The organism is Pseudarthrobacter sp. TE3704 (genome assembly GCF_056279405.1).
In genome coordinates, this window is the sequence record NZ_JBWCCJ010000003.1 from 188783 (window position 1) to 206295 (window position 17513).

Annotated in this window: 19 protein-coding genes; 7 read left to right on the forward strand and 12 right to left on the reverse strand. The window is 66.8% G+C overall.

Annotation, left to right across the window (positions count from 1 at the left end; genetic code table 11):
* Nucleotides 1–7 precede the first annotated feature (7 nt).
* The 3 genes from ACZ9BC_RS08565 to ACZ9BC_RS08575 form a co-directional block, all read right to left on the reverse strand.
* Nucleotides 8–718, reverse strand: a complete 711-nt coding sequence (locus tag ACZ9BC_RS08565; protein WP_476245554.1) for an HAD family hydrolase — start codon at nucleotides 716–718, stop codon at nucleotides 8–10.
* A complete protein-coding gene (locus ACZ9BC_RS08570) occupies nucleotides 718–1008 on the reverse strand; it encodes a hypothetical protein (RefSeq protein WP_079598852.1) in 291 nt (96 codons plus the stop codon). Before ACZ9BC_RS08570 ends, ACZ9BC_RS08565 begins: the two co-directional genes overlap by 1 nt.
* A gap of 117 nt (nucleotides 1009–1125) precedes the next feature.
* Complete coding sequence (locus tag ACZ9BC_RS08575; RefSeq protein ID WP_476245555.1) at nucleotides 1126–2934, reverse strand: glycoside hydrolase family 15 protein; 1809 nt, start codon at nucleotides 2932–2934, stop codon at nucleotides 1126–1128.
* A 60-nt stretch (nucleotides 2935–2994) separates the two neighbouring features.
* Here ACZ9BC_RS08575 and ACZ9BC_RS08580 point away from each other — a divergent pair, with 60 nt between their 5' ends.
* Together ACZ9BC_RS08580 and ACZ9BC_RS08585 are read left to right on the forward strand one after the other, a co-directional pair.
* Nucleotides 2995–3726, forward strand: a complete 732-nt coding sequence (locus tag ACZ9BC_RS08580) for a DUF72 domain-containing protein (protein WP_476245556.1) — start codon at nucleotides 2995–2997, stop codon at nucleotides 3724–3726.
* Between the two features lie 67 nt (nucleotides 3727–3793).
* Nucleotides 3794–4900 carry an App1 family protein gene (locus ACZ9BC_RS08585; RefSeq protein ID WP_476245557.1) on the forward strand — a complete coding sequence of 369 codons (1107 nt, stop codon included), beginning with the start codon at nucleotides 3794–3796 and terminating at the stop codon, nucleotides 4898–4900.
* A gap of 6 nt (nucleotides 4901–4906) precedes the next feature.
* On the opposite strand, the gene ACZ9BC_RS08590 is transcribed toward ACZ9BC_RS08585, so the two are convergent.
* Nucleotides 4907–6454: a glycoside hydrolase family 1 protein gene (locus tag ACZ9BC_RS08590; protein WP_476245558.1), complete on the reverse strand. Its 1548-nt coding sequence runs from the start codon at nucleotides 6452–6454 to the stop codon at nucleotides 4907–4909.
* A gap of 91 nt (nucleotides 6455–6545) precedes the next feature.
* Here ACZ9BC_RS08590 and ACZ9BC_RS08595 point away from each other — a divergent pair, with 91 nt between their 5' ends.
* Nucleotides 6546–7922 carry an AAA family ATPase gene (locus ACZ9BC_RS08595; protein WP_476245559.1) on the forward strand — a complete coding sequence of 459 codons (1377 nt, stop codon included), beginning with the start codon at nucleotides 6546–6548 and terminating at the stop codon, nucleotides 7920–7922.
* A gap of 2 nt (nucleotides 7923–7924) precedes the next feature.
* On the opposite strand, the gene ACZ9BC_RS08600 is transcribed toward ACZ9BC_RS08595, so the two are convergent.
* The 3 genes from ACZ9BC_RS08600 to ACZ9BC_RS08610 all read right to left on the reverse strand — a co-directional run bounded on the left by ACZ9BC_RS08600 (nucleotide 7925) and on the right by ACZ9BC_RS08610 (nucleotide 9182).
* The gene (locus tag ACZ9BC_RS08600) at nucleotides 7925–8302 is read right to left on the reverse strand and encodes a hypothetical protein (RefSeq protein ID WP_476245560.1); all 378 of its coding nucleotides are present in this window, start codon (nucleotides 8300–8302) and stop codon (nucleotides 7925–7927) included.
* Between the two features lie 48 nt (nucleotides 8303–8350).
* Nucleotides 8351–8674 carry a J domain-containing protein gene (locus tag ACZ9BC_RS08605; RefSeq protein WP_476245561.1) on the reverse strand — a complete coding sequence of 108 codons (324 nt, stop codon included), beginning with the start codon at nucleotides 8672–8674 and terminating at the stop codon, nucleotides 8351–8353.
* 82 nt (nucleotides 8675–8756) lie between these two features.
* Entirely contained in the window at nucleotides 8757–9182 is a 426-nt protein-coding gene (locus ACZ9BC_RS08610; RefSeq protein ID WP_476245973.1) for an Hsp20/alpha crystallin family protein, read from the reverse strand.
* Between the two features lie 139 nt (nucleotides 9183–9321).
* On the opposite strand from ACZ9BC_RS08610, the gene ACZ9BC_RS08615 reads away from it, so the two are divergent.
* On the forward strand, nucleotides 9322–9642 hold the full coding sequence (locus ACZ9BC_RS08615; RefSeq protein WP_476245562.1) for a MerR family transcriptional regulator: 321 nt from the start codon (nucleotides 9322–9324) through the stop codon (nucleotides 9640–9642).
* On the opposite strand, the gene ACZ9BC_RS08620 is transcribed toward ACZ9BC_RS08615, so the two are convergent.
* Nucleotides 9639–10460, reverse strand: a complete 822-nt coding sequence (locus ACZ9BC_RS08620) for a phosphatase PAP2 family protein (protein ID WP_115523904.1) — start codon at nucleotides 10458–10460, stop codon at nucleotides 9639–9641. The two genes, ACZ9BC_RS08615 and ACZ9BC_RS08620, sit on opposite strands and share 4 nt — an antisense overlap.
* A 72-nt stretch (nucleotides 10461–10532) precedes the next feature.
* On the opposite strand from ACZ9BC_RS08620, the gene ACZ9BC_RS08625 reads away from it, so the two are divergent.
* Nucleotides 10533–11645, forward strand: coding sequence for a DNA alkylation repair protein (locus ACZ9BC_RS08625; protein ID WP_476245563.1), 1113 nt, complete (start codon nucleotides 10533–10535; stop codon nucleotides 11643–11645).
* On the opposite strand, the gene ACZ9BC_RS08630 is transcribed toward ACZ9BC_RS08625, so the two are convergent.
* The 3 genes from ACZ9BC_RS08630 to ACZ9BC_RS08640 all read right to left on the reverse strand — a co-directional run bounded on the left by ACZ9BC_RS08630 (nucleotide 11642) and on the right by ACZ9BC_RS08640 (nucleotide 15116).
* Entirely contained in the window at nucleotides 11642–13552 is a 1911-nt protein-coding gene (locus ACZ9BC_RS08630; protein WP_476245564.1) for a S8 family serine peptidase, read from the reverse strand. The two genes, ACZ9BC_RS08625 and ACZ9BC_RS08630, sit on opposite strands and share 4 nt — an antisense overlap.
* 91 nt (nucleotides 13553–13643) lie before the next feature.
* A complete protein-coding gene (locus ACZ9BC_RS08635) occupies nucleotides 13644–14492 on the reverse strand; it encodes an NAD-dependent epimerase/dehydratase family protein (protein WP_476245565.1) in 849 nt (282 codons plus the stop codon).
* A 33-nt stretch (nucleotides 14493–14525) separates the two neighbouring features.
* Entirely contained in the window at nucleotides 14526–15116 is a 591-nt protein-coding gene (locus ACZ9BC_RS08640) for an adenylate kinase (protein WP_476245566.1), read from the reverse strand.
* Between the two features lie 293 nt (nucleotides 15117–15409).
* Here ACZ9BC_RS08640 and ACZ9BC_RS08645 point away from each other — a divergent pair, with 293 nt between their 5' ends.
* Together ACZ9BC_RS08645 and ACZ9BC_RS08650 are read left to right on the forward strand one after the other, a co-directional pair.
* Nucleotides 15410–16153: a GAF and ANTAR domain-containing protein gene (locus ACZ9BC_RS08645; RefSeq protein WP_476245974.1), complete on the forward strand. Its 744-nt coding sequence runs from the start codon at nucleotides 15410–15412 to the stop codon at nucleotides 16151–16153.
* Nucleotides 16154–16243: 90 nt separating this feature from the next.
* Nucleotides 16244–16651, forward strand: coding sequence for a response regulator transcription factor (locus tag ACZ9BC_RS08650; protein ID WP_476245567.1), 408 nt, complete (start codon nucleotides 16244–16246; stop codon nucleotides 16649–16651).
* Nucleotides 16652–16664: 13 nt separating this feature from the next.
* Here the strand turns inward: ACZ9BC_RS08650 and ACZ9BC_RS08655 are convergent, their stop codons facing one another.
* On the reverse strand, nucleotides 16665–17417 hold the full coding sequence (locus ACZ9BC_RS08655; RefSeq protein ID WP_476245975.1) for a lytic transglycosylase domain-containing protein: 753 nt from the start codon (nucleotides 17415–17417) through the stop codon (nucleotides 16665–16667).
* Nucleotides 17418–17513: the final 96 nt, after the last annotated feature.

Genomic DNA, 17513 nt, shown 5'->3' on the forward strand with positions numbered 1-17513 from the left:
GGGGAAGCTAGGGCTGGTCCGCGAGCAGCCGGCCGATGGCGCTTGAGGTCAAGTTATTGAGGAGGTCACGCGGCCCCTCATAGATTTCGATAGCTCCGGCATCACGCAGCTTTGCGGCACTGATCCCGCCACACGTGACTCCCACCGACGGGATGCCAAGGGCCGCGGCAGCCTTCATGTCCCACACGGCATCACCCACGAAGACGGCATTACCGGCATCCACGCCGATGGCCTCCAGCGCTGCCACCAGGATGTCCGGGGCGGGCTTGCTTTCCTTGGCGTCGTTGGCGCTGGTGGCCCCGTCGATAAAAGCGTCGGCGTCGAGCGTGGCCTTCATGACCTGCAGGTCCTTCATCCGTGCGGAGGAGGCGAGCGCAACCGCAAGCCCACCGGCGTGGCACTGGGCGAGCAGGTCCTTGGCACCGTCGAAGGCGCGCAGGGCGGGCCAGTGGGAGGCGTACAGGGCGCCGTGGCTGGACATGATGTCCCCGTCCGCCTCGCGGTCCCGGTCGGATGGCAGCAGACTGTCCACTAACCGGTCGCCGCCCATGCCCACGAAGTGGTGGATCGATGCCATCGGGATGTCGTAGCCGTACTGGCGGAAGGCGCCCCACCAGGACATGGTGTGGATGTAGGACGAGTCGATCAGCGTCCCGTCAACGTCAAAGAGAACCCCCCGGCGCAGTCCGCCAGGGGGTGACATGCGGGTGGGGGCCATCAGCTGACCGCAGCCCGCCGGGCTTCCGGAGCCTTCTTGCGCCGGGCCGCTTCTTCCTTCGGCGTGGCGACGGGCCGGACACGCTCCCGGATCACCGTCCCGGCGCCGTCGTGGCTCTTGTCCCGGATAAGCCCCGTACCGGCAATCTCGCGGGCCATCGCCACGCCGGCAGCAGCCGCCCTTTTGGTAGGAAAGGTCACCGAAATGGCCATCAGGTTCCCGGCCCCGTCCATCATCTTGACCCGATAGCCGCCATCAGGCGCATCCACGAGCTCAAAGTACCCGGCCATATAAATCACTCCTCCGTCGATTCACGGCGCTGTGCTTCTGGGAGCACTCCCATGAGGTGTTAGTAAGTATACTTATCTAATTCGCGAAGGAGAAGCCACACCCCGGCACGCGCCGCCTCAGCGCGTTTCCGCAGACTCCTGCGGTATGGGGGTATCACTCCGGCGAACCGTATCCTGATGGAGCTCCAAAGCGCTAGTCACAAGCGCGAAGTGGCTGAAGGCCTGGGGTGTGTTGCCCAGCTGGCGGCCGGCTTTGACCGCCCACTCCTCGCTCAGCAGCCCCACGTCATTACGAAGTTCCAGCAGGCGTTCGAACAGTTGCGTGGACTCCTCGTGCCGGCCCGCGCCGAGCAGGGCTTCCACCAGCCAGAAGGAACACGCCAGGAAGACGCCCTCATCACCCGGCAGCCCGTCGTCGCTCTCGGCGGGACGGTAGCGCAGCACAAAACCGTCCTCCGTGAGCTCGCGCTGGATGGCCTCGATGGTCCCGATGACCCGCGGGTCATCGGGCGGGAGGAAGCCCACCCGCGGAATCAGGAGGAGGCTGGCGTCCAGCTCCGGCCTGCCGTAGGACTGAACGAAGGTATTGCGCGCGGCGTCGAACCCGTTCTCCATAACGTCCCGGTGGATGGTGTCCCGCAGCGTTTCCCACCGCTCAACAGGGCCGGGAAGCCCGGATTCCCGGACGCCCTTCACCATCCGGTCCGCGGCAACCCAGGCCATCACCTTGGAGTGCGTGAAGTGCCGGCGCGGGCCGCGCATTTCCCACAGCCCGTTGTCCGGCTGGTCCCAGATGGTTTCGAGGTGGGACATCAGGGTGCACTGGAGGTCCCAGGCCTCATCGGTGTGCTTCAGCAGCGAGTTGCGGGTTAACGCCAGGCAGTCCAGCACTTCGCCCCAAACGTCCAGCTGGAGCTGTTCCGCCGCCCCGTTGCCGATGCGCACCGGCGAGGAGTTCTCATAACCCTTCAGCCAGGCCAGCTCCATCTCCGGCAGGCGCCGTTCACCGTGGATCCCGTACATGATCTGCAGGTCCGCCGGATCACCGGCCACGGCGCGCAGCAGCCAGTCCCGCCAGGCCGCCGCTTCGGCGGTATACCCGGCGGCCAGGAGCGCCTGGAGCGTCATGGTGGCGTCGCGCAGCCAGCAGTACCGGTAGTCCCAGTTGCGCGGCCCGCCCAGCTGTTCCGGCAGCGATGTTGTGACGGCGGCTACGATGCCCCCGGTGGGCGCGTAGGTGAGGGCCTTCAGGGTCACGAGGGAACGCACCACGGCGTCCTGGTATTTCCCTTTCACGGTGCACTGCGAGGCCCAGCCGCGCCAGAAGGCGTACGTGGTGTCCAGGACTTTCTCGGCGTCCACCGTGTGGGGCCGGCCCACGTGGCTGGGTGCCCACGTCAGCACGAACGGGACCCGTTCACCGGCGCTGACGGTGAAGTCGCTGACGGTGTGCATGTTCTCGCCGTGCAGGGGCGCGGGGGTGACAAAGTAGACGGCGTCCGGACCGGCGATGGCGTGCAGCCCGCGCTTGTCCCTGCGGACCCAGGGAATGATGTGGCCGTAATCGAACCGCAGCGTCAGTTCGCCGTGCATCTTCACCGTGCCGCTGACGCCCTCCACGATGCGGACGATGTCCGCCACGGCGTCGCGGGGCGGCATGAAGTCGATGACGCGCACCGTCCCGTCCGGTGTTTCCCACTCGGTCTCCAGGATCAGGCTCCCGTCCCGGTAGCTCCGCCGGGTGCACGGCCCGCCGTTTTCCGGCGCCAGCAGCCAGCGGCCGGCCTCGGGCGTGTCCAGCAGCGCGTTGAAGCATGCCGGGGAGTCGAAGCGTGGCAGGCAGAGCCAGTCGATGGAGCCTTCGTTGCTCACGAGTGCCCCGGTTTGAAGGTCACCAACTACCGCATAATCTTCAATGAGCGCCATGACCTTACATTGCCACAGTATGGCGCCGGTCACGGGCACAATCCGATGTAGCCTGCAGGAATGGCAGTCCACATCGGCACCTCAGGCTGGAGCTACGACCACTGGGAGAACGTCCTCTACCCGCCCAGGCTGCCTGCCAGGGACCGCCTGCAGCATTACGTTTCCCGGTTCAGCACCGTTGAACTGAACGCCAGCTTCTACCGCTGGCCACGCGACACCACCTTCGCCGGCTGGAACCAGCGCCTCCCCGCCGGTTTTACCATGTCCGTCAAGGCCCCGCGCGGGCTCACCCATGCCAGGAAGCTGTACTCGCCGGAGGTATGGCTGGAGCGCATTGAGCGGTGCTGGCATGAACTGGGCGACAAGAGGGCCGTCCTCCTGGTCCAACTGCCCCCGCAGATGGAGCGCGATGACGCCCGGCTGGACTACTTCCTGGCGGCGGTCCCCTCCTGGATCCGGGTGACAGTGGAATTCCGGCACCCCACGTGGGACTGCCCGGAGGTGTTCGCCCTCCTGGAGCGGCACCAGGCGGCCTACTGCATCATGAGCGGGGCAAACCTCCCCTGCATCCTGCGCACCACGGCGCCGTTCACCTATGTCCGGCTGCATGGACCCGACCACCAGCACCTTTACGCCGGCTCCTATTCAGACGCGGACATGCACTGGTGGGCAGACCGCATCCGTGGGTGGGAGGGTGACGGCCTGGACGTGTACGCCTACTTCAATAACGACGGCGGCGGCAACGCAGTGCGGAACGCCCAGACCCTGCGCGGGATCCTTGGGCAGGGCTGACGTCATAGAGCATCCTCCACGCTAAGGAGTCTCCTCGCCGGCTGCCGCCCTGTGGCAGAGTGGACCCATGGACAAGGCTCCGCAGAATTCGCCCCACAACGCAACACACCCTCCCCGGCAGGACCTGGACAGCGGGAACGGAGTGTCCGGCAACCAGGTCTTCCGGCTCGCGCACCGGGTTTCCGACACTTTCAACAGTGTCCGGATCCAACTGGCCAGGCGCTGGAAGTTCGTTCCGCAGACCATCGCCTACCAGGGCTACGGATCCACCACCCAGGTCAGGGTGCTGGGCCGGGTGCTGATGACCCAGAAGCCGTTGCCCGGCAGCAAAGCCGAACACGAAGCCCGGAACGGCAACCAGAACGTGCGCGGCTGGCGTGCCTTCACCGGTGTGCCGCTGCAGTTCACCGACGTCGAAATCACCATTGGCGATGTGGTCACCCACGTCCAGGCAGACCGCGGCGGCCTGATCGACACAGAGGTGGACGTCCAGCTCACGCCGGGCTGGCACACGGCGCTCCTCAAGGCGGAAGGGACCGAACCTGTCGAAGCGCGGATCCGGGTGATCGCACCGGACGTGAAATTCGGCATCGTGTCCGACATCGATGACACCGTGATGGTGACTGCGTTGCCCCGGCCGTTCCTGGCACTGTGGAACACGTTCGTCCTGAGCGAGCGCGCGCGCATGGCTACCCCCGGGATGGCCGTGCTGCTGGACCGGCTGACCATCGAGCACCCCGACGCTCCGGTCATCTACCTGTCCACCGGTCCCTGGAATGCGGCGCCCACCCTGGCCCGGTTCCTGAACCGCAACATGTACCCTTCCGGTGCCCTGCTGCTGACGGACTGGGGCCTGACCCAGGACCGCTGGTTCCGCAGCGGCCAGGACCACAAGCACCGCAACCTGGAACGGCTCAGCAAGGAGTTCCCGGACATGCAGTGGCTCCTGATCGGGGACAACGGCCAGCATGATGAGGCCATCTACTCCGGCTTCGCGACAGAAAACCCGGAGAAGGTTGCGGCCATCGCCATCCGCCAGCTGTCCGTCAGCGAGTCAGTATTTGCCGGCGGCCATTCCGAAGACGGGGACCACACTGCCTCCAGGGTGCCGTGGATCTATTCCCCGGACGGTGCAGGCATGGCCAAGCAGCTGGCCACGCTCGACCTGCTCTAAGCCTCCCTACGCGGTGGCACCCAGCGGGGCCACGCCGTCGTCGGGCGCTTCCGTAACGAGGTCATCCGCGGCTGCCGCCTGGGCGATGGCGGCACCGGCTGCGTCGGCGAGGTCGCGTTCCTCGATGAGCTCCTGCAGCCAGAAGTAGGAGGCCTTGGGCGTCCGCTCCAGGGTTTCGAAGTCCACGTGCAGCAGCCCGAAGGGCTGGTTATAGCCTGCGGACCACTCGAAGTTGTCCAGCAGGGACCACACGTAGTAGCCGCGCAGGTCCACGGACTCCGCCACGCCGCCGGGAGCCGTTGCCCGGAGCGCCGTTTCCAGGTGGTCCGAAAGGTACTTCAGCCGGCGCTCGTCAGGAATGAACCTGGTGTTGGTGGACTTGTCCCGCACGATGATGTCCTCAAAGCTGGCACCGCCCTCGGTGAGGATCACGGGAGGCAGGTTGGGGTACCGCTCCGCCATCTCCTTCAGCGCCACGGCCATGTACTCGGGTTTCACGGGCCAGCCGTAGGACGTGATGTCCGCTTCCGGCCACGTCTCCACGTGGAACGGGGTTCCGCCGCTGCCGGCTGCGCTGAGGTCGCTGCCCATGGCTTCCGCCATGCTGGCAGGGACGGCGCCGCCGCCGGGACCTACCGCCACCTTGGTGGGCATGTAGTAGTTGAGCCCGTAGAAATCCAGCGGCTGGGAGATCAGGGCCATGTCCTCCTCCGGGTGGTCGAAGGAGCTGAAGAACTTGGCCGCCCGGATCAGGTCCGGGTATTTGCCGGTCAGCACTGGATCGGCATAGAGCCGGTTCTGGGCGAGGTCCATGAGGCCGGCGCTGATCCGGTCCAGGGGGTTGATCGAGTTCGGGACCATGGGCGAGTACACGTTGGTCATTCCGATCTCGCCCGGCACGCCGGCCGCACGCAGCGCCTGCACGGCCAGGCCGTGTCCCAGGAGCTGGTGGTGGACCGTGGGGAAGGCACCCAGGACCAGTTCCTTGCCCGGTGAGTGCAGGCCCAGGGAGTAGCCGTTGGTGCTGACGGTTGCGGGTTCGTTGATGGTGACCCAGCGGGCTACGCGGTCGCCAAAGGCTTCAGCCAGGATGGCTGCATACTCCCCCAGCCGGTAGGCGGTGTCCCGGTTCATCCAGCCGTCCGCCTCGTCCAGCGCCAAGGGCGTGTCCCAGTGGTAGATGGTGGCCATCGGTGAGATTCCGTTTGCCAGCAGTTCGTCCAGGAGGCGGTCGTAGAAGGCCAGGCCTGCCCGGTTGGCCGGCCCCTTGCCCGTTGGCTGGATCCGCGGCCAAGCGAACGAGAACCGGTAGGAATCGACGCCCAGCTGCTTCATGAGGGCAACGTCCTGGGGCATGCGGTGGTAGTGGTCGCAGGCCACCACGGGACTGTGGTCCTCCACGATGGCGCCGGGCTTTGCGGCGAACACGTCCCAGCCGGCGGGCCCGCGGCCGTCCTCATCCAGGGCCCCCTCAATCTGGAAGGCTGCGGTGGCAACTCCAAGCGTGAAACCCGGCGGGATCAGTGCTGCGAGGTCCTTGGCGGTGATGTGCATGGGGCGGGCCTTTTGTTCACGTATGGATAAGTACGTCTCAGGATGGCACATCGTAAGGTTGCTGACGAGTCGCCACTGCTAGGGTCTGGGCATGGATGAAAAACTGGGGAAGTTCATCGACGATTTTGCCGATTTGGTGCAGCTGGCACAGGAAGGACGCCATCAGCGCCAGGCCGGAACACAGCTGCTGGACACACTCACGGAGCATTTGGGAGTGGCCGCGGCGGACCTGGCCATGGTGGAGGAGCAGATTCCGTTCCACCGGTTCGTGGACGCGGACATTGTCCTGGCAGAGCTCGCGGTCCTTGATCCGGGCAACAGGCTGGTGGGAATTGGCGGCGGCGGTCAGCGCCATCACGCCTCCCTCAGTGACATGGTGCAGCAGTCCCAGCTTTTCCCGCAGTTTCCGTTGTCCCAGCCGGATTACGTCAATCTGGCGGTCGGTCCGGACACGCAGCGCCAGGCGGTGGGCTTCGGGCTTCGGCTCTTGACGTTCGACGGCGGCAGGATAGCGGTCCTGCAGCGCGCCGCGGATCCGCGCTCCGGGCGGCAGACGGCATCCCTGGAGGTCGTGGCCGCCGTCGCAGAAACAGGGACCGCATTCCTTGCCGAATACCGGCGGCGGATGGACAGCCAAAGCGTCCTGAAGGGCCAGGTGGTCTCGCTGGCGATGGGCGAGTACGGTCCCAGCAGCGGCGGCGTGACCTTCCACCACCGGCCGCGCCTGGACGCCACGGAAGTGATCCTGCCGGCTGGGCTCCTGCAGAAGGTTGCCGACCATACGGTGGGCATTGCCACCCACCGGGAATCATTGCGGGCCCACGGGCAGCACCTGAAGCGGGGAGTTCTGCTCTACGGCCCGCCGGGTACGGGAAAGACGCATACGGTGCGGTACCTGCTGGGCCAAAGTACGGGCGCGACGGCGGTCCTCCTCTCGGGCGGTTCGCTCGCCAGGATTTCCGAGGCGGCGCGGATGGCAAGGGCGCTGCAGCCTTCCATCGTGGTCCTTGAGGACTGCGACCTGATCGCTGAGGACAGGAGTTTTGGCCACGGCCCGCAGCCGCTCCTGTTCGAGGTTCTGGATGCCATGGATGGCCTGGACAACGATGCCGACGTTGCCTTCGTTCTCACGACGAACCGGCCGGACCTGCTGGAACGCGCCCTCGCCCAGCGCCCGGGGCGGGTGGACCTGGCGGTGGAGATTCCCCTGCCCGCACATCAGGAACGCCTTGAGCTGCTCCGGCTCTACGCCCGCCAGGCGGCGTTCAGTTCCGGGGCCATGGAGGCTGCCGCCGAACGCACTGCGGGCACCACCGCTTCCTTCGCCCGCGAACTGGTCCGGCGGGCAGTGGTGGCGGCTGCCCTGGCCAACAGCCCCGTTGGGGATGCGCATCTCGCGAAGGCGGTGGAGGAGCTGATGGCGGATGCGGAGTCGCTGACGCGCAGCCTCCTGGGCAGCGGCAGCTAGCGCTACTGCGAGCCGAACAGGAACTCCTTGGCGTGGGCCACGGCCTTGCGGAAGGCATCGTTGCGGAGGGTCGCCAGGTGCTCGGTTTCGCCGTCCGCCGGTTCCAGGTAGCCGGTGTAGCCAGGACGCAAAACCCAGATGTCTCCGGCCGGCGGGAGGTAGAACACGCCGAAGGACCGCTGCTGCCTATCCTCGGTTGTCCATACCGGCACCACCGCCAGGGCGGCACCGGTGGCGGGGTTGATCCACTGGGCACGCGGCAGCGGCTCCTCATGCGCTTCCGGGTCAAGGAACGGTGCGGTTCCGGCGCCCCACCGCTCCTCAAAGCGTTCGTGGAATGCCGAAATCAGGTGTGAATCGTAGCGTCGCCAGTCGCTCATGCAGTTCTCCGCCTCCTTGCGGTTGTTGTTGCCAGGGCCGCGTCAAAACTAGGACCAGGGCCCGCTTTCCCAGCGCACGGGGGTGATCCTGATGGTGTGCCCGGAAGTCCCGCCGCGGGTGTGGACCTTCCAGACGGGAATCGCCTGCGGCGCCGACGCCGCCCGCTGCTTGTCGTAGGCCGCCCGCCGTTCCGGATCCCGCAGGACGTTGAACGCCTGCATGATGCGCAGCAGTTCGCCTTCGGGTGCCGCGCCGCCGTCCACATCCGGGTGGTGGCTGCGCATCAGTGCGCGGTAGGCCCGGGATATCTCCTGCTGGCCGGCGTCCGGCCCCACGCGCAGGATGGCGTAGTAATCAGGGGTCTCGGTCATCTCAGCCCTTTCCACTCCGCCCGTGCAGGAGGAATGCCGGGTGCGGGCTGTGCCGGGGCACCGCCCGCACCATGCCGCCTCGCTATGTTCCGATCTGCTGCCTCTGGGCCTGCTGCGTCTCAACCTCGATCTTGCGCGGCTTGGCGCGTTCGGCCACGGGAATCCGCAGGGTCAGGACGCCCTGGTCGTAGCTTGCCTTGATGTTGTCCGTGTCCAGGGTGTCACCCAGGATCAGTTGGCGGCTGAAAACACCGCGGGGACGCTCGGCAGCCACCAGCTCCACATTGGGCTGCGTGGGGTCCTGGCGTTCCGCCCGTACGGTGAGGACATTCCGTTCGACATTCAGGTCCAGCGAGTCGGTCTTGACGCCCGGAAGGTCAAACGCCACCACGAACTCGCCGTCTTCCTGCCATGCGTCCATCGGCATGGCGGCCGGCCGGGCTGCAGTGCCAAAAACCTGCTGCGTGAGCCGGTCCAGCTCACGGAACGGGTCCGTGCGCATCAACATCATTTCCCACTCCTTCAGCTTTGTCAGTGTTGGATCGGTTCCTAATCCGCTCACCGATCTATGGTGGCGGATATAGATTTTTTATAGCACCCGTGGGAAACTGAGGCAAGACCGCGCAACGACGATTTTGGAGGCCACCATGGCAGACCCCGGAGCAGGACGGGGGCCCCGGCCCGCCGGCGGACATGCACTCTACGCGATCTCCGTTGCGGCCAAGCTGGCCGGGACAGGACAGCAGAACATTCGGCTCTACGAGACAAAGGGCCTCCTGACCCCGTCACGGACGGCCGGCGGTACCCGCCAGTACAGCGACGACGACGTCGCGGTGCTGCTGCGGATCGGGGAACTCCTAGACCAGGGCCTGAACCTCGCCGGAGTGGCCAAAGTACTGGAACTGGAGGCGGCCAACGTCAAGCTCCACCGTGCCCTGAAACGGGCTCGGTCAAAGCCTGGAGCTTAATCCCCCGGCGAGTCAGCCTTGGACAGCTCCCCGGTGATCCTCTCCCCCGGCACCCTGGCGGTCCGCCACGTATCCACGGCTATCACGCCGCCCAGGATGATCAGGGACAGGGACACCGAAGCAAGGGCGTCGCTGAGCCAGTGGTAGCCCAGGTACAAACGGCTCAGGGCCGCCAGCACGATTCCCACCCCCGCACCGACGAAGCCGAGCACGGCGGCCCGCGGGTTCCTGCGCCGCGAGAAAATCAAGAAGGCTCCCACCAGGAGGAAGTCACAGGCACCCAGGACATGCCCGGAAGGAAATGAGAAAGTGTGGTCGATCCCGAAGAGCATCTGGTCCACCGGCGGGCGGGACCGCCGGACAATCTGGAGGATGATCTGCGAAATGATGACACCGGTGAGCATCGCCGACGCCAGCAGGATGGGCCGCCAGGCGTGCTTGGCGGCGAACCCCCATACCAGGATGACCACCAGCACAATGATGGGCAGGGCAATGGGGCCAAACACGACGGCAAGGAAGATCATGATCGCCGTAATGGTGTCGGACCGCAGGCCCAGGAGCCAGTCACGGACAGGCCCATCGGCCGCGGACAGCCCATCAGCCTGCACCACACTGATGAGGGTGGCGATGAAGAGCGCCACGCCCGCAGCCACCAGGATGACCGAAGCACGGTAGAGCGCGCGCCGGTCCCCCGGCTCCAGGTAGCGCTCCTCCACCACGAACTTGTCGTGGAAAGCGCGCCACCGGCCGTTCTTTTTGGCGGTTGTCCCGGAAGCTCTTCCAGAGCCTGACGATTCCTGCTGTCCCACTGTGACCATCCCTGCGCCGTGAAGTTTGCTTAGGGTGAAGGTTATCCCGGTTGGTGCCTGCGCGGGCGGTAGCCTGACTCCATGGGCGTGATGAATGAACTCATCGATGCGCAGGCGGTGAAAACGCTGGCCTGCATCCTCACGGCGGCTGCGCCCGACGTGACATGGGAACGCACCGCCGCTGCCGCTTCGCTGCTGGGCGATCTCAACCTTCGCGCCCGCACTGATCTTGTTGCCGGTGCCCTGGTGGATGACATCAGAAACAGCCCCGGAGGTGGATATCCGACGGCGGCGGCCAGCTTCCGTGCGGCACTGTCAGTTCCGGAGTTCACCGGCTGGACCCTCTGGCCGGTTTCCGAGGCTGCTGCCACCCTGTGCCTCGAGTCCGGTTCCGGCCAGGACTTTGACGACGCCCTGGCGCTGCTGACCGAGCTGACGCCCCGGCTTACCGGCGAGTTTGCCATCCGCCGGCTGATCGCCAGGGATCCGGACCGGGCTCTGGCAGCTGTACTGGGCTGGACGTCCCATCCGGATGAGCATGTCCGGCGACTGGCCAGCGAGGGCACCCGGCCATACCTGCCGTGGGCGGTGCGCGTGCCTGCCCTCGTCCAGCAGCCAGAGGCCACCGTCCCCATCCTCGATGCGCTCTACCGCGACCCCTCCGAGTACGTCCGGCGTTCGGTGGCCAACCACCTTAACGATATTGCCCGGCACGCCCCGGACCTGGTGGTGGCAACCGCCCGGAAATGGCTCGGGGCAGCAGACAACAACACCAGGTGGGTGGTGCGTCACGGGCTCCGCACGCTCGTCAAGAAGGGGCAGGCCGGTGCCCTGGAGGTGCTGGGCTTTACGCCGGCGTCCGTGGCGGTTACCGGGCCCCACCTGGACCGGGACGTCCTCACGATTCCCGGGGAACTGACGTTCGCCTTCGAAATTTCCAATACGGGTGCCCGGGATGCGCGGCTTGCCCTTGACTATGTTGTCCACTACCAAAAGGCCAACGGCACCCAGTCCGCCAAAGTCTTCAAAATCTCGACCCTGACTCTGGCGCCGGGCGAGAGCAGGAGCCTCTCCAAGCGCCACGCGTTCCGTCAGATGACCACCAGGGTCCATCATCCCGGCCTGCATGCCCTGGAACTGCAGGTCAACGGAGCCCTGCACGGCCGCGCGGAGTTCCGGCTGGAGACGGGCTAGAACGAGCCGGTGGCGAACTGCCAGGTACGGGTGGCCAGCTGGTTGCCCGCGAGGTCGCGGACTGCCGTTCCGCCGCCGGTCACCGTCACGGTGTATTTGGTCTTGGCTCCCAACGACTGCTGCGGATCGAGGATCCACTGGTTGGTGGTGCCGTTGCGGAAGACGGCGGCCGCCACCACCGCCCCCGTGGCTGCGTTCTTCACGGTGAACGTGGTGCCGTTGACACCCTGGACTGCCTCGTTGAAGGTCACGCTGATGTTGTTGCCGCGGCGCACCAGCAGCGCGTTGCTGCCGGGGGTTGTGCCGGTGACGACCGGAGCCGGGCCCGTCAGGAAGGTCCAGCCGACGGAGGCCAGCGGGGTTCCCGTGGCGCCGCGGATGGCCGAGCTTCCGCCCACCAGCGTTGCGGTATAGGTTGCATCCGCGGCCAGGCCGGCGGCGGGGTCGAGGGTGGCCGTCCGGGTAGTTGCGTTGTAGGTGACGCTGGCGGGGACGGTGGCGCCGGCAGCATTCTTGAGCACGAACGTTCCTGACGTCAGTCCTTGTACTGCCTCGTTGAAGGTAGCGGTCACGTTGGCGCCGGCCGGCACGGACGTGGCGTTGGCCCCGGGACTCAAGGCACTGACGGTGGGGGCTGGCGCGGGAGTGGGGGCAGGCGCGGGAGCGGGGGCTGGTGCAGGCGCTGGAGCAGCAGCCACGGCGCCGGCGTAAAGCAGCCGGTTAGGCGTTCCGCCGGTGGCGCCGGTGACGGCCCCGGACGTTGCACCGGACACCAGGGTGCCCGCAACCTGGGCCGGCGTAAGGGCCGGATTCTGCGACAGCAGCACGGCGGCGGCCCCGGCTGCGTGGGGCGCGGCCATCGAGGTCCCAGACATGGAGGCCGTTGCGGTGGCGGAGGTGTGGAGCGCGGAGGTGATCCCTACGCCCGGGGCGTAGAGGTCCACGCACGTGCCGAAGTTGGAGAAGGAGGCCTGGCGGTCGGCGGAGTCGCTGGCGGCGACGGTGACGGCGCCGGGAACCCGGGCGGGGGAACCGCCGCACGCATCCACCGCGGAGTTGCCGGCGGCAACCACTGCCGTCACGCCGTCGTTCATCACTGCCTGGATGGCTGCGTCCACCGAGGTGCTGGCGCCGCCGCCCAGGCTGAGGTTGGCCACGGCCGGCACGCCGGCGGGGTGGTTGGCGGCCACCCAGTCAAGTCCTGCCACCACATCGGAGTTGTAGCCGGAGCCGTTGCAGTCGAGAACCCGGACCGGCACCACGGTGGATGCCTTGGCTACCCCGTAGGTGGCACCCGCCACCGTCCCGGCAACGTGGGTGCCGTGGCCGTTGCAGTCGCCGGAGCCCCTGCCATCGGCCACCGCGGTCCAGCCCGCCGTCACCCTGCCGCCGAAATCGGCGTGCGATGCGAGGACTCCGGTGTCCACCACGTAGGCCGTCACTCCGGCCCCGGCCGCTGTCCAGGAGTACGAGCCGGAGAGCGGCAGGGGCCGCTGGTCCACCCGGTCCAGGCCCCATGGCGCGGGCTGCTGCGTTGCGGAGATGCTGACGGGGGCGTCCGCCTCCACTGAGAGCACACGGCCGGAGCGGGCAAGCGCCTCGGCCTGGGCAGGATTGGCGGTGACCACGGCGCCGCGGAGGGCGTGTTTGAAGGTACGCCCGACGGCGAGGCCCTGCCCGCGCAGTTGGGCAGCCTCAGCATCCACATCGGCATTGGCGGCGTACTGCACGATGTAGCGGCCGGCTGCCCCGGCATCCGCTTTTGGCGCGGCGGCGGCAGGCACGGCGGAAACGGAAAGTGCGACGGCGGAGACCAGCGCTGCGGCGGCGGGCAGCACAAAGGATGAAGTGCGAATTTTGGGGTCCTTGGTGTGGCGTTGGGAGCTGCGGGGGGCGGGGAAATCCACCGCTCTACCAACAGGATAGGAGCCCGGAATGCGCCGCCGGCGGGTGCTTGCAGGATCCTGTGGGAACCCTTGGGGATTCCTGCGGCCGGGACTATTCCCGGTGGTTCCGCCAGCTGTGTTCAGGTTCGAAGCCCAGCAGCCGCCGGGCCTTGTCGATGGACAGCATGGTCTCGTGCCCGCTCAGTTCCCGGGTGACCTTCACATCGGGAAACACCTCGGCAGCGAGGCTTGCACTCGACCGGCTCATGACGGTGTCCGCGTTTGCAATGATGAAGGCTTCAAACCCCGGCCTGCCGTTTTCCAGGGCCCGCACCACTGCCTGCGCGCCGTCCCGGCCGTCGATGTAGCCCCACAGGTTCCATTTTCGAAGACTCGGGTCAGCGTCGAAGGACGGGAACCTGGCGTAGTCCTCCACGTCCATGACGTTCGAGAACCGCAGCCCAACAATGCTCAGTTCCGGGTCCCAGCGTGTGAGTTCCGCTGCCATCTGCTCCTCCAGATGCTTGACCAGGGAGTAGGTGCTTTCCGGCCGGGCGGGGTATTCCTCGTCCACGGGGATATAGGGCGGGTCCGTGTCGAACGGCAGTCCCAGCACCGTCTCGCTGGACGCGTACACCACTTTTTTGATGCCGGCCCGGCGGGCAGCCTGGAAGACGTTGTAGGTGGACAGCATGTTGTTCTCGAACGTCGCGGCGTCCGGAAGGATCCCCGGCGCCGGGATGGCGCCCAGGTGCACCACGGCGTCAAAACCGCTGTGCCTGTCATCCACGCCCAGCAAGGCATCCAGAACCTGGCCGTAATTGCGCAGGTCCACCACCAGGAGCCCGGGACTCCGTGTGCCTTCCCGGTCCAGGTTGAGGACCTGGTGGCCGTCGTCCACGAGCCGCCGGACAACGTGCCGGCCCAGTTTTCCGCTTCCGCCGGTGACGGCAATTCTCATCAGGAGGTCCTTCTGTTGGAGGGGCGCACCGGCTCAGGCTCCGGTGCGGGTGGCCAGGAACTTTTCGACGGCGACGATCGCCAGTGCGGTAATCTCGCCCGGATCGCCGCTGCCGTTCACGGAGACAAGGATCCCCCGGCCGGCATAGACCGAGACAACTTCATGGGTTTCGCGGTGGTAGAGGTCAAGCCGGCGCCGGAACACGTCCACGGTGTCGTCCGTCCGTCCCTGTTCCTCCGCCCGTTGGCGCATGCGCTGCTCCAGTTCGGCGTCGGGGGCACGCAATTCAATGACGGCGTCCAGGGCGACGCCCTGGGAGGCGAGCATGTTGTCCAGTTCCATCACCTGGGGCGCGGTACGGGGGTAGCCGTCCAGCAGGAAACCCGACTGGACGTCACTGTCCAGGAGGCGGTCCTTTACCAGGGCATTGGTGAGGTGGTCCGGGACGAAGTCGCCGCCGTCGAGGTACTCCGCGGCCTGGCTGCCCAGTTCTGTCTGCTGGCTGACGTTGCTCCGGAAGATGTCGCCGGTGGAAACGGCCGGGACGCCGAAGTGCCGGGCAAGGTGCTCGGCCTGCGTCCCCTTGCCCGAGCCTGGCGGACCGATGATGAGCAGTCTGGTCATGTTCCTGTCCCTCCACGGCGCAACGGCCGCTGGTTTCCGGGTCCTCCGCCGGCAGCCCCGGCGCCTGCTTCATTCTGCCGGTTACCCCCGGCCGGCGCCAGCGGCCCGCCCGCCGGGAAGCCCCAAATGACGCTTTCACGCGCCAGGGGATGTATATACTTCTGGGTATCGGTTTAGCAGCAGGCCGTTGGAAAGTTCGTCGATCCAGCGACCTTCACCGGCTCCCCGCCTCTCGGGCGGGACGGTTGGGTGTTGCCGGCTCGTTTTGACCTGAGCGAATGGCACCAAAACCCGTGGCCAGCGAGTCAACAGCAAAATCCGATACATCCATAGCCGAACACCTGAATGAACTGGTCCTCAACAGCTCTGACGTTGAGGACTTCCTTAACGAACTGGCACAGGTGTCTGCGCGCAACCTCTCCGAGCCCGGAGACGAGATCCTGTGCGCCATCACCCTGCTCCGGAAGCGGAAAGCCGCCACTGTGGCCAGCAGCAGTCCGGAAGCCAGGGCAATCGGCCAGCTTGAGAACGAATTCAGCGAAACACCCAGCATGACGGCCTACACGGCGCAGGAGACCATCCACGTCCCCGACGTGCAGGACGACGGCCGCTGGCCCGAATACTCGTCCGCCGCCTTCACACAGGGTGTCCGCTCCGTCCTGGCACTGCCCTTCGAGCTTGAAGGCGAGACCAAAGCTGCCCTGGTCCTGTACTCGCGCCGCCCCCAGCGCTTTGAAACGCGCGACCTTGAGTTCGCCGAGGATTACGTCAGCCAGACGTCCCTCGCCCTGCGGCTGGCGGTGCGCTTTGCCCACTACAGCGAGACGGCGGCCAACCTGCGTGCAACCCTGGAATCCCGGACCGTTATCGACATGGCAGTGGGCATCATCATGGCCCAGAACCGGTGCAGCCAGCATGACGCCTTCGAGATCCTGAAGACCGCGTCCAGCACCCGCAATTCAAAGCTGCACGATGTGGCCGCCGCCGTGGTGAACGCCCTGGGCCAGGGCCCGGCGCGCACCCACTACGACGGCTAGCCGGTCCCTCGGCTGCGCAGTTGTAGCGGTGCACGTGGGAACAAGCCTGCGGGCTGTAGACTGGGGCCAACTTTCTGCCGGGGGGCTTTGATGGAAAACAAACGCGTCTGCCTCGTGGTGGAAGACGACAACGATATCCGCGGACTCATCAGCGTGGTCCTGCAGCGCGCGGGTTTTGAGGTGCGGGCTGTTTCGACCGGTGCCGACGGAATCGCCGCGGCGGCGGACCCCGCCGTCGCACTCGTGACCCTGGATCTTGGCCTGCCGGACATGGACGGGCATGTGGTGGCGCGCGCCATCCGTGCGCTGAGCGCGGCTCCCCTGCTTTTCCTCACGGCAAGGTCGGAGGAGGACGATGTGCTGGCCGGCATGGCCTCAGGGGCGTCCGCCTACCTCACCAAGCCCTTCCGCCCGAAGGAGCTCCGGGAGCTCGCACTGCAGTTATGCCCCGTACCCGTTCCGCAGGCCCCTCACATATCCGGCAAGTCCCTCTGCTAGCAGCGCCGCGGCTCTATCCGATGCCGGCCGTCGCCTCGGCGTAGGCGGTGGCCTGGTCACGGACCTGGACCTGGTACGTATCCGACTGGTTGTAGGAGTAGATGGCCCCGGTCCATCCGTTCGCGGTGGTGAGGTCACGGCCGTGGCCGCACAGGTAGCCGGCTGCACTGTGCGCAGCGTCGTCGATGTTGAAGGGATCCGCTGTCCCGTCACCGTTTCCGTCCCGCCCCGCCAGCTCCCATGTGGAGGGAATGAACTGCATGGGGCCTACGGCACGGTCCCAGCGTGCATCGCCATCCAGGGCTCCGGCATCCGTATCAGCGATGGCGGCGAAACCGTTTCCGTCCAGGCTTGGGCCAACAATGGGTCCGGTGGCCTGTCCTGCGGAGTCCAGGCTCCCGCCGCCGTAAGCGCCGTGGCGGGATTCGACGAAGCCGACCGCCGCCACGGTATTCCAGCCGACCCCGCAGCCCGGAGAGGCCTGGTTGGCCGCACCGGCCGCAGCCACGTAGGCCCGGAGCGCCCGCGAGGGAATGCCGGTCTTCGCGGCAGCCTCTGTGAGCCACGCCGCGTCCGCGTTCCGGGTGATGTTCACGGCGGGCGTGATCCCGGTGGACAGCATTTCAAGCTTCGCCTCGGACCGCGGCGGCGGATCGAGAACCACGCGGGCGTCCGCGCCTGACTGCTGCAGTGCCCAGAATGACAGGGCCGTGACGACGCAGACCGCGAACACGGTGAACACCAGGAGACGCCTGAGGCGCAGCACGGTGTCACGGGAGACAGTCACGGGTTTGATCCTATCCATCGAAGCCCGCCGGGAACGCCACCTGCCTGCTGCGGCCCGGGCCCGGAGTGCCTCCAC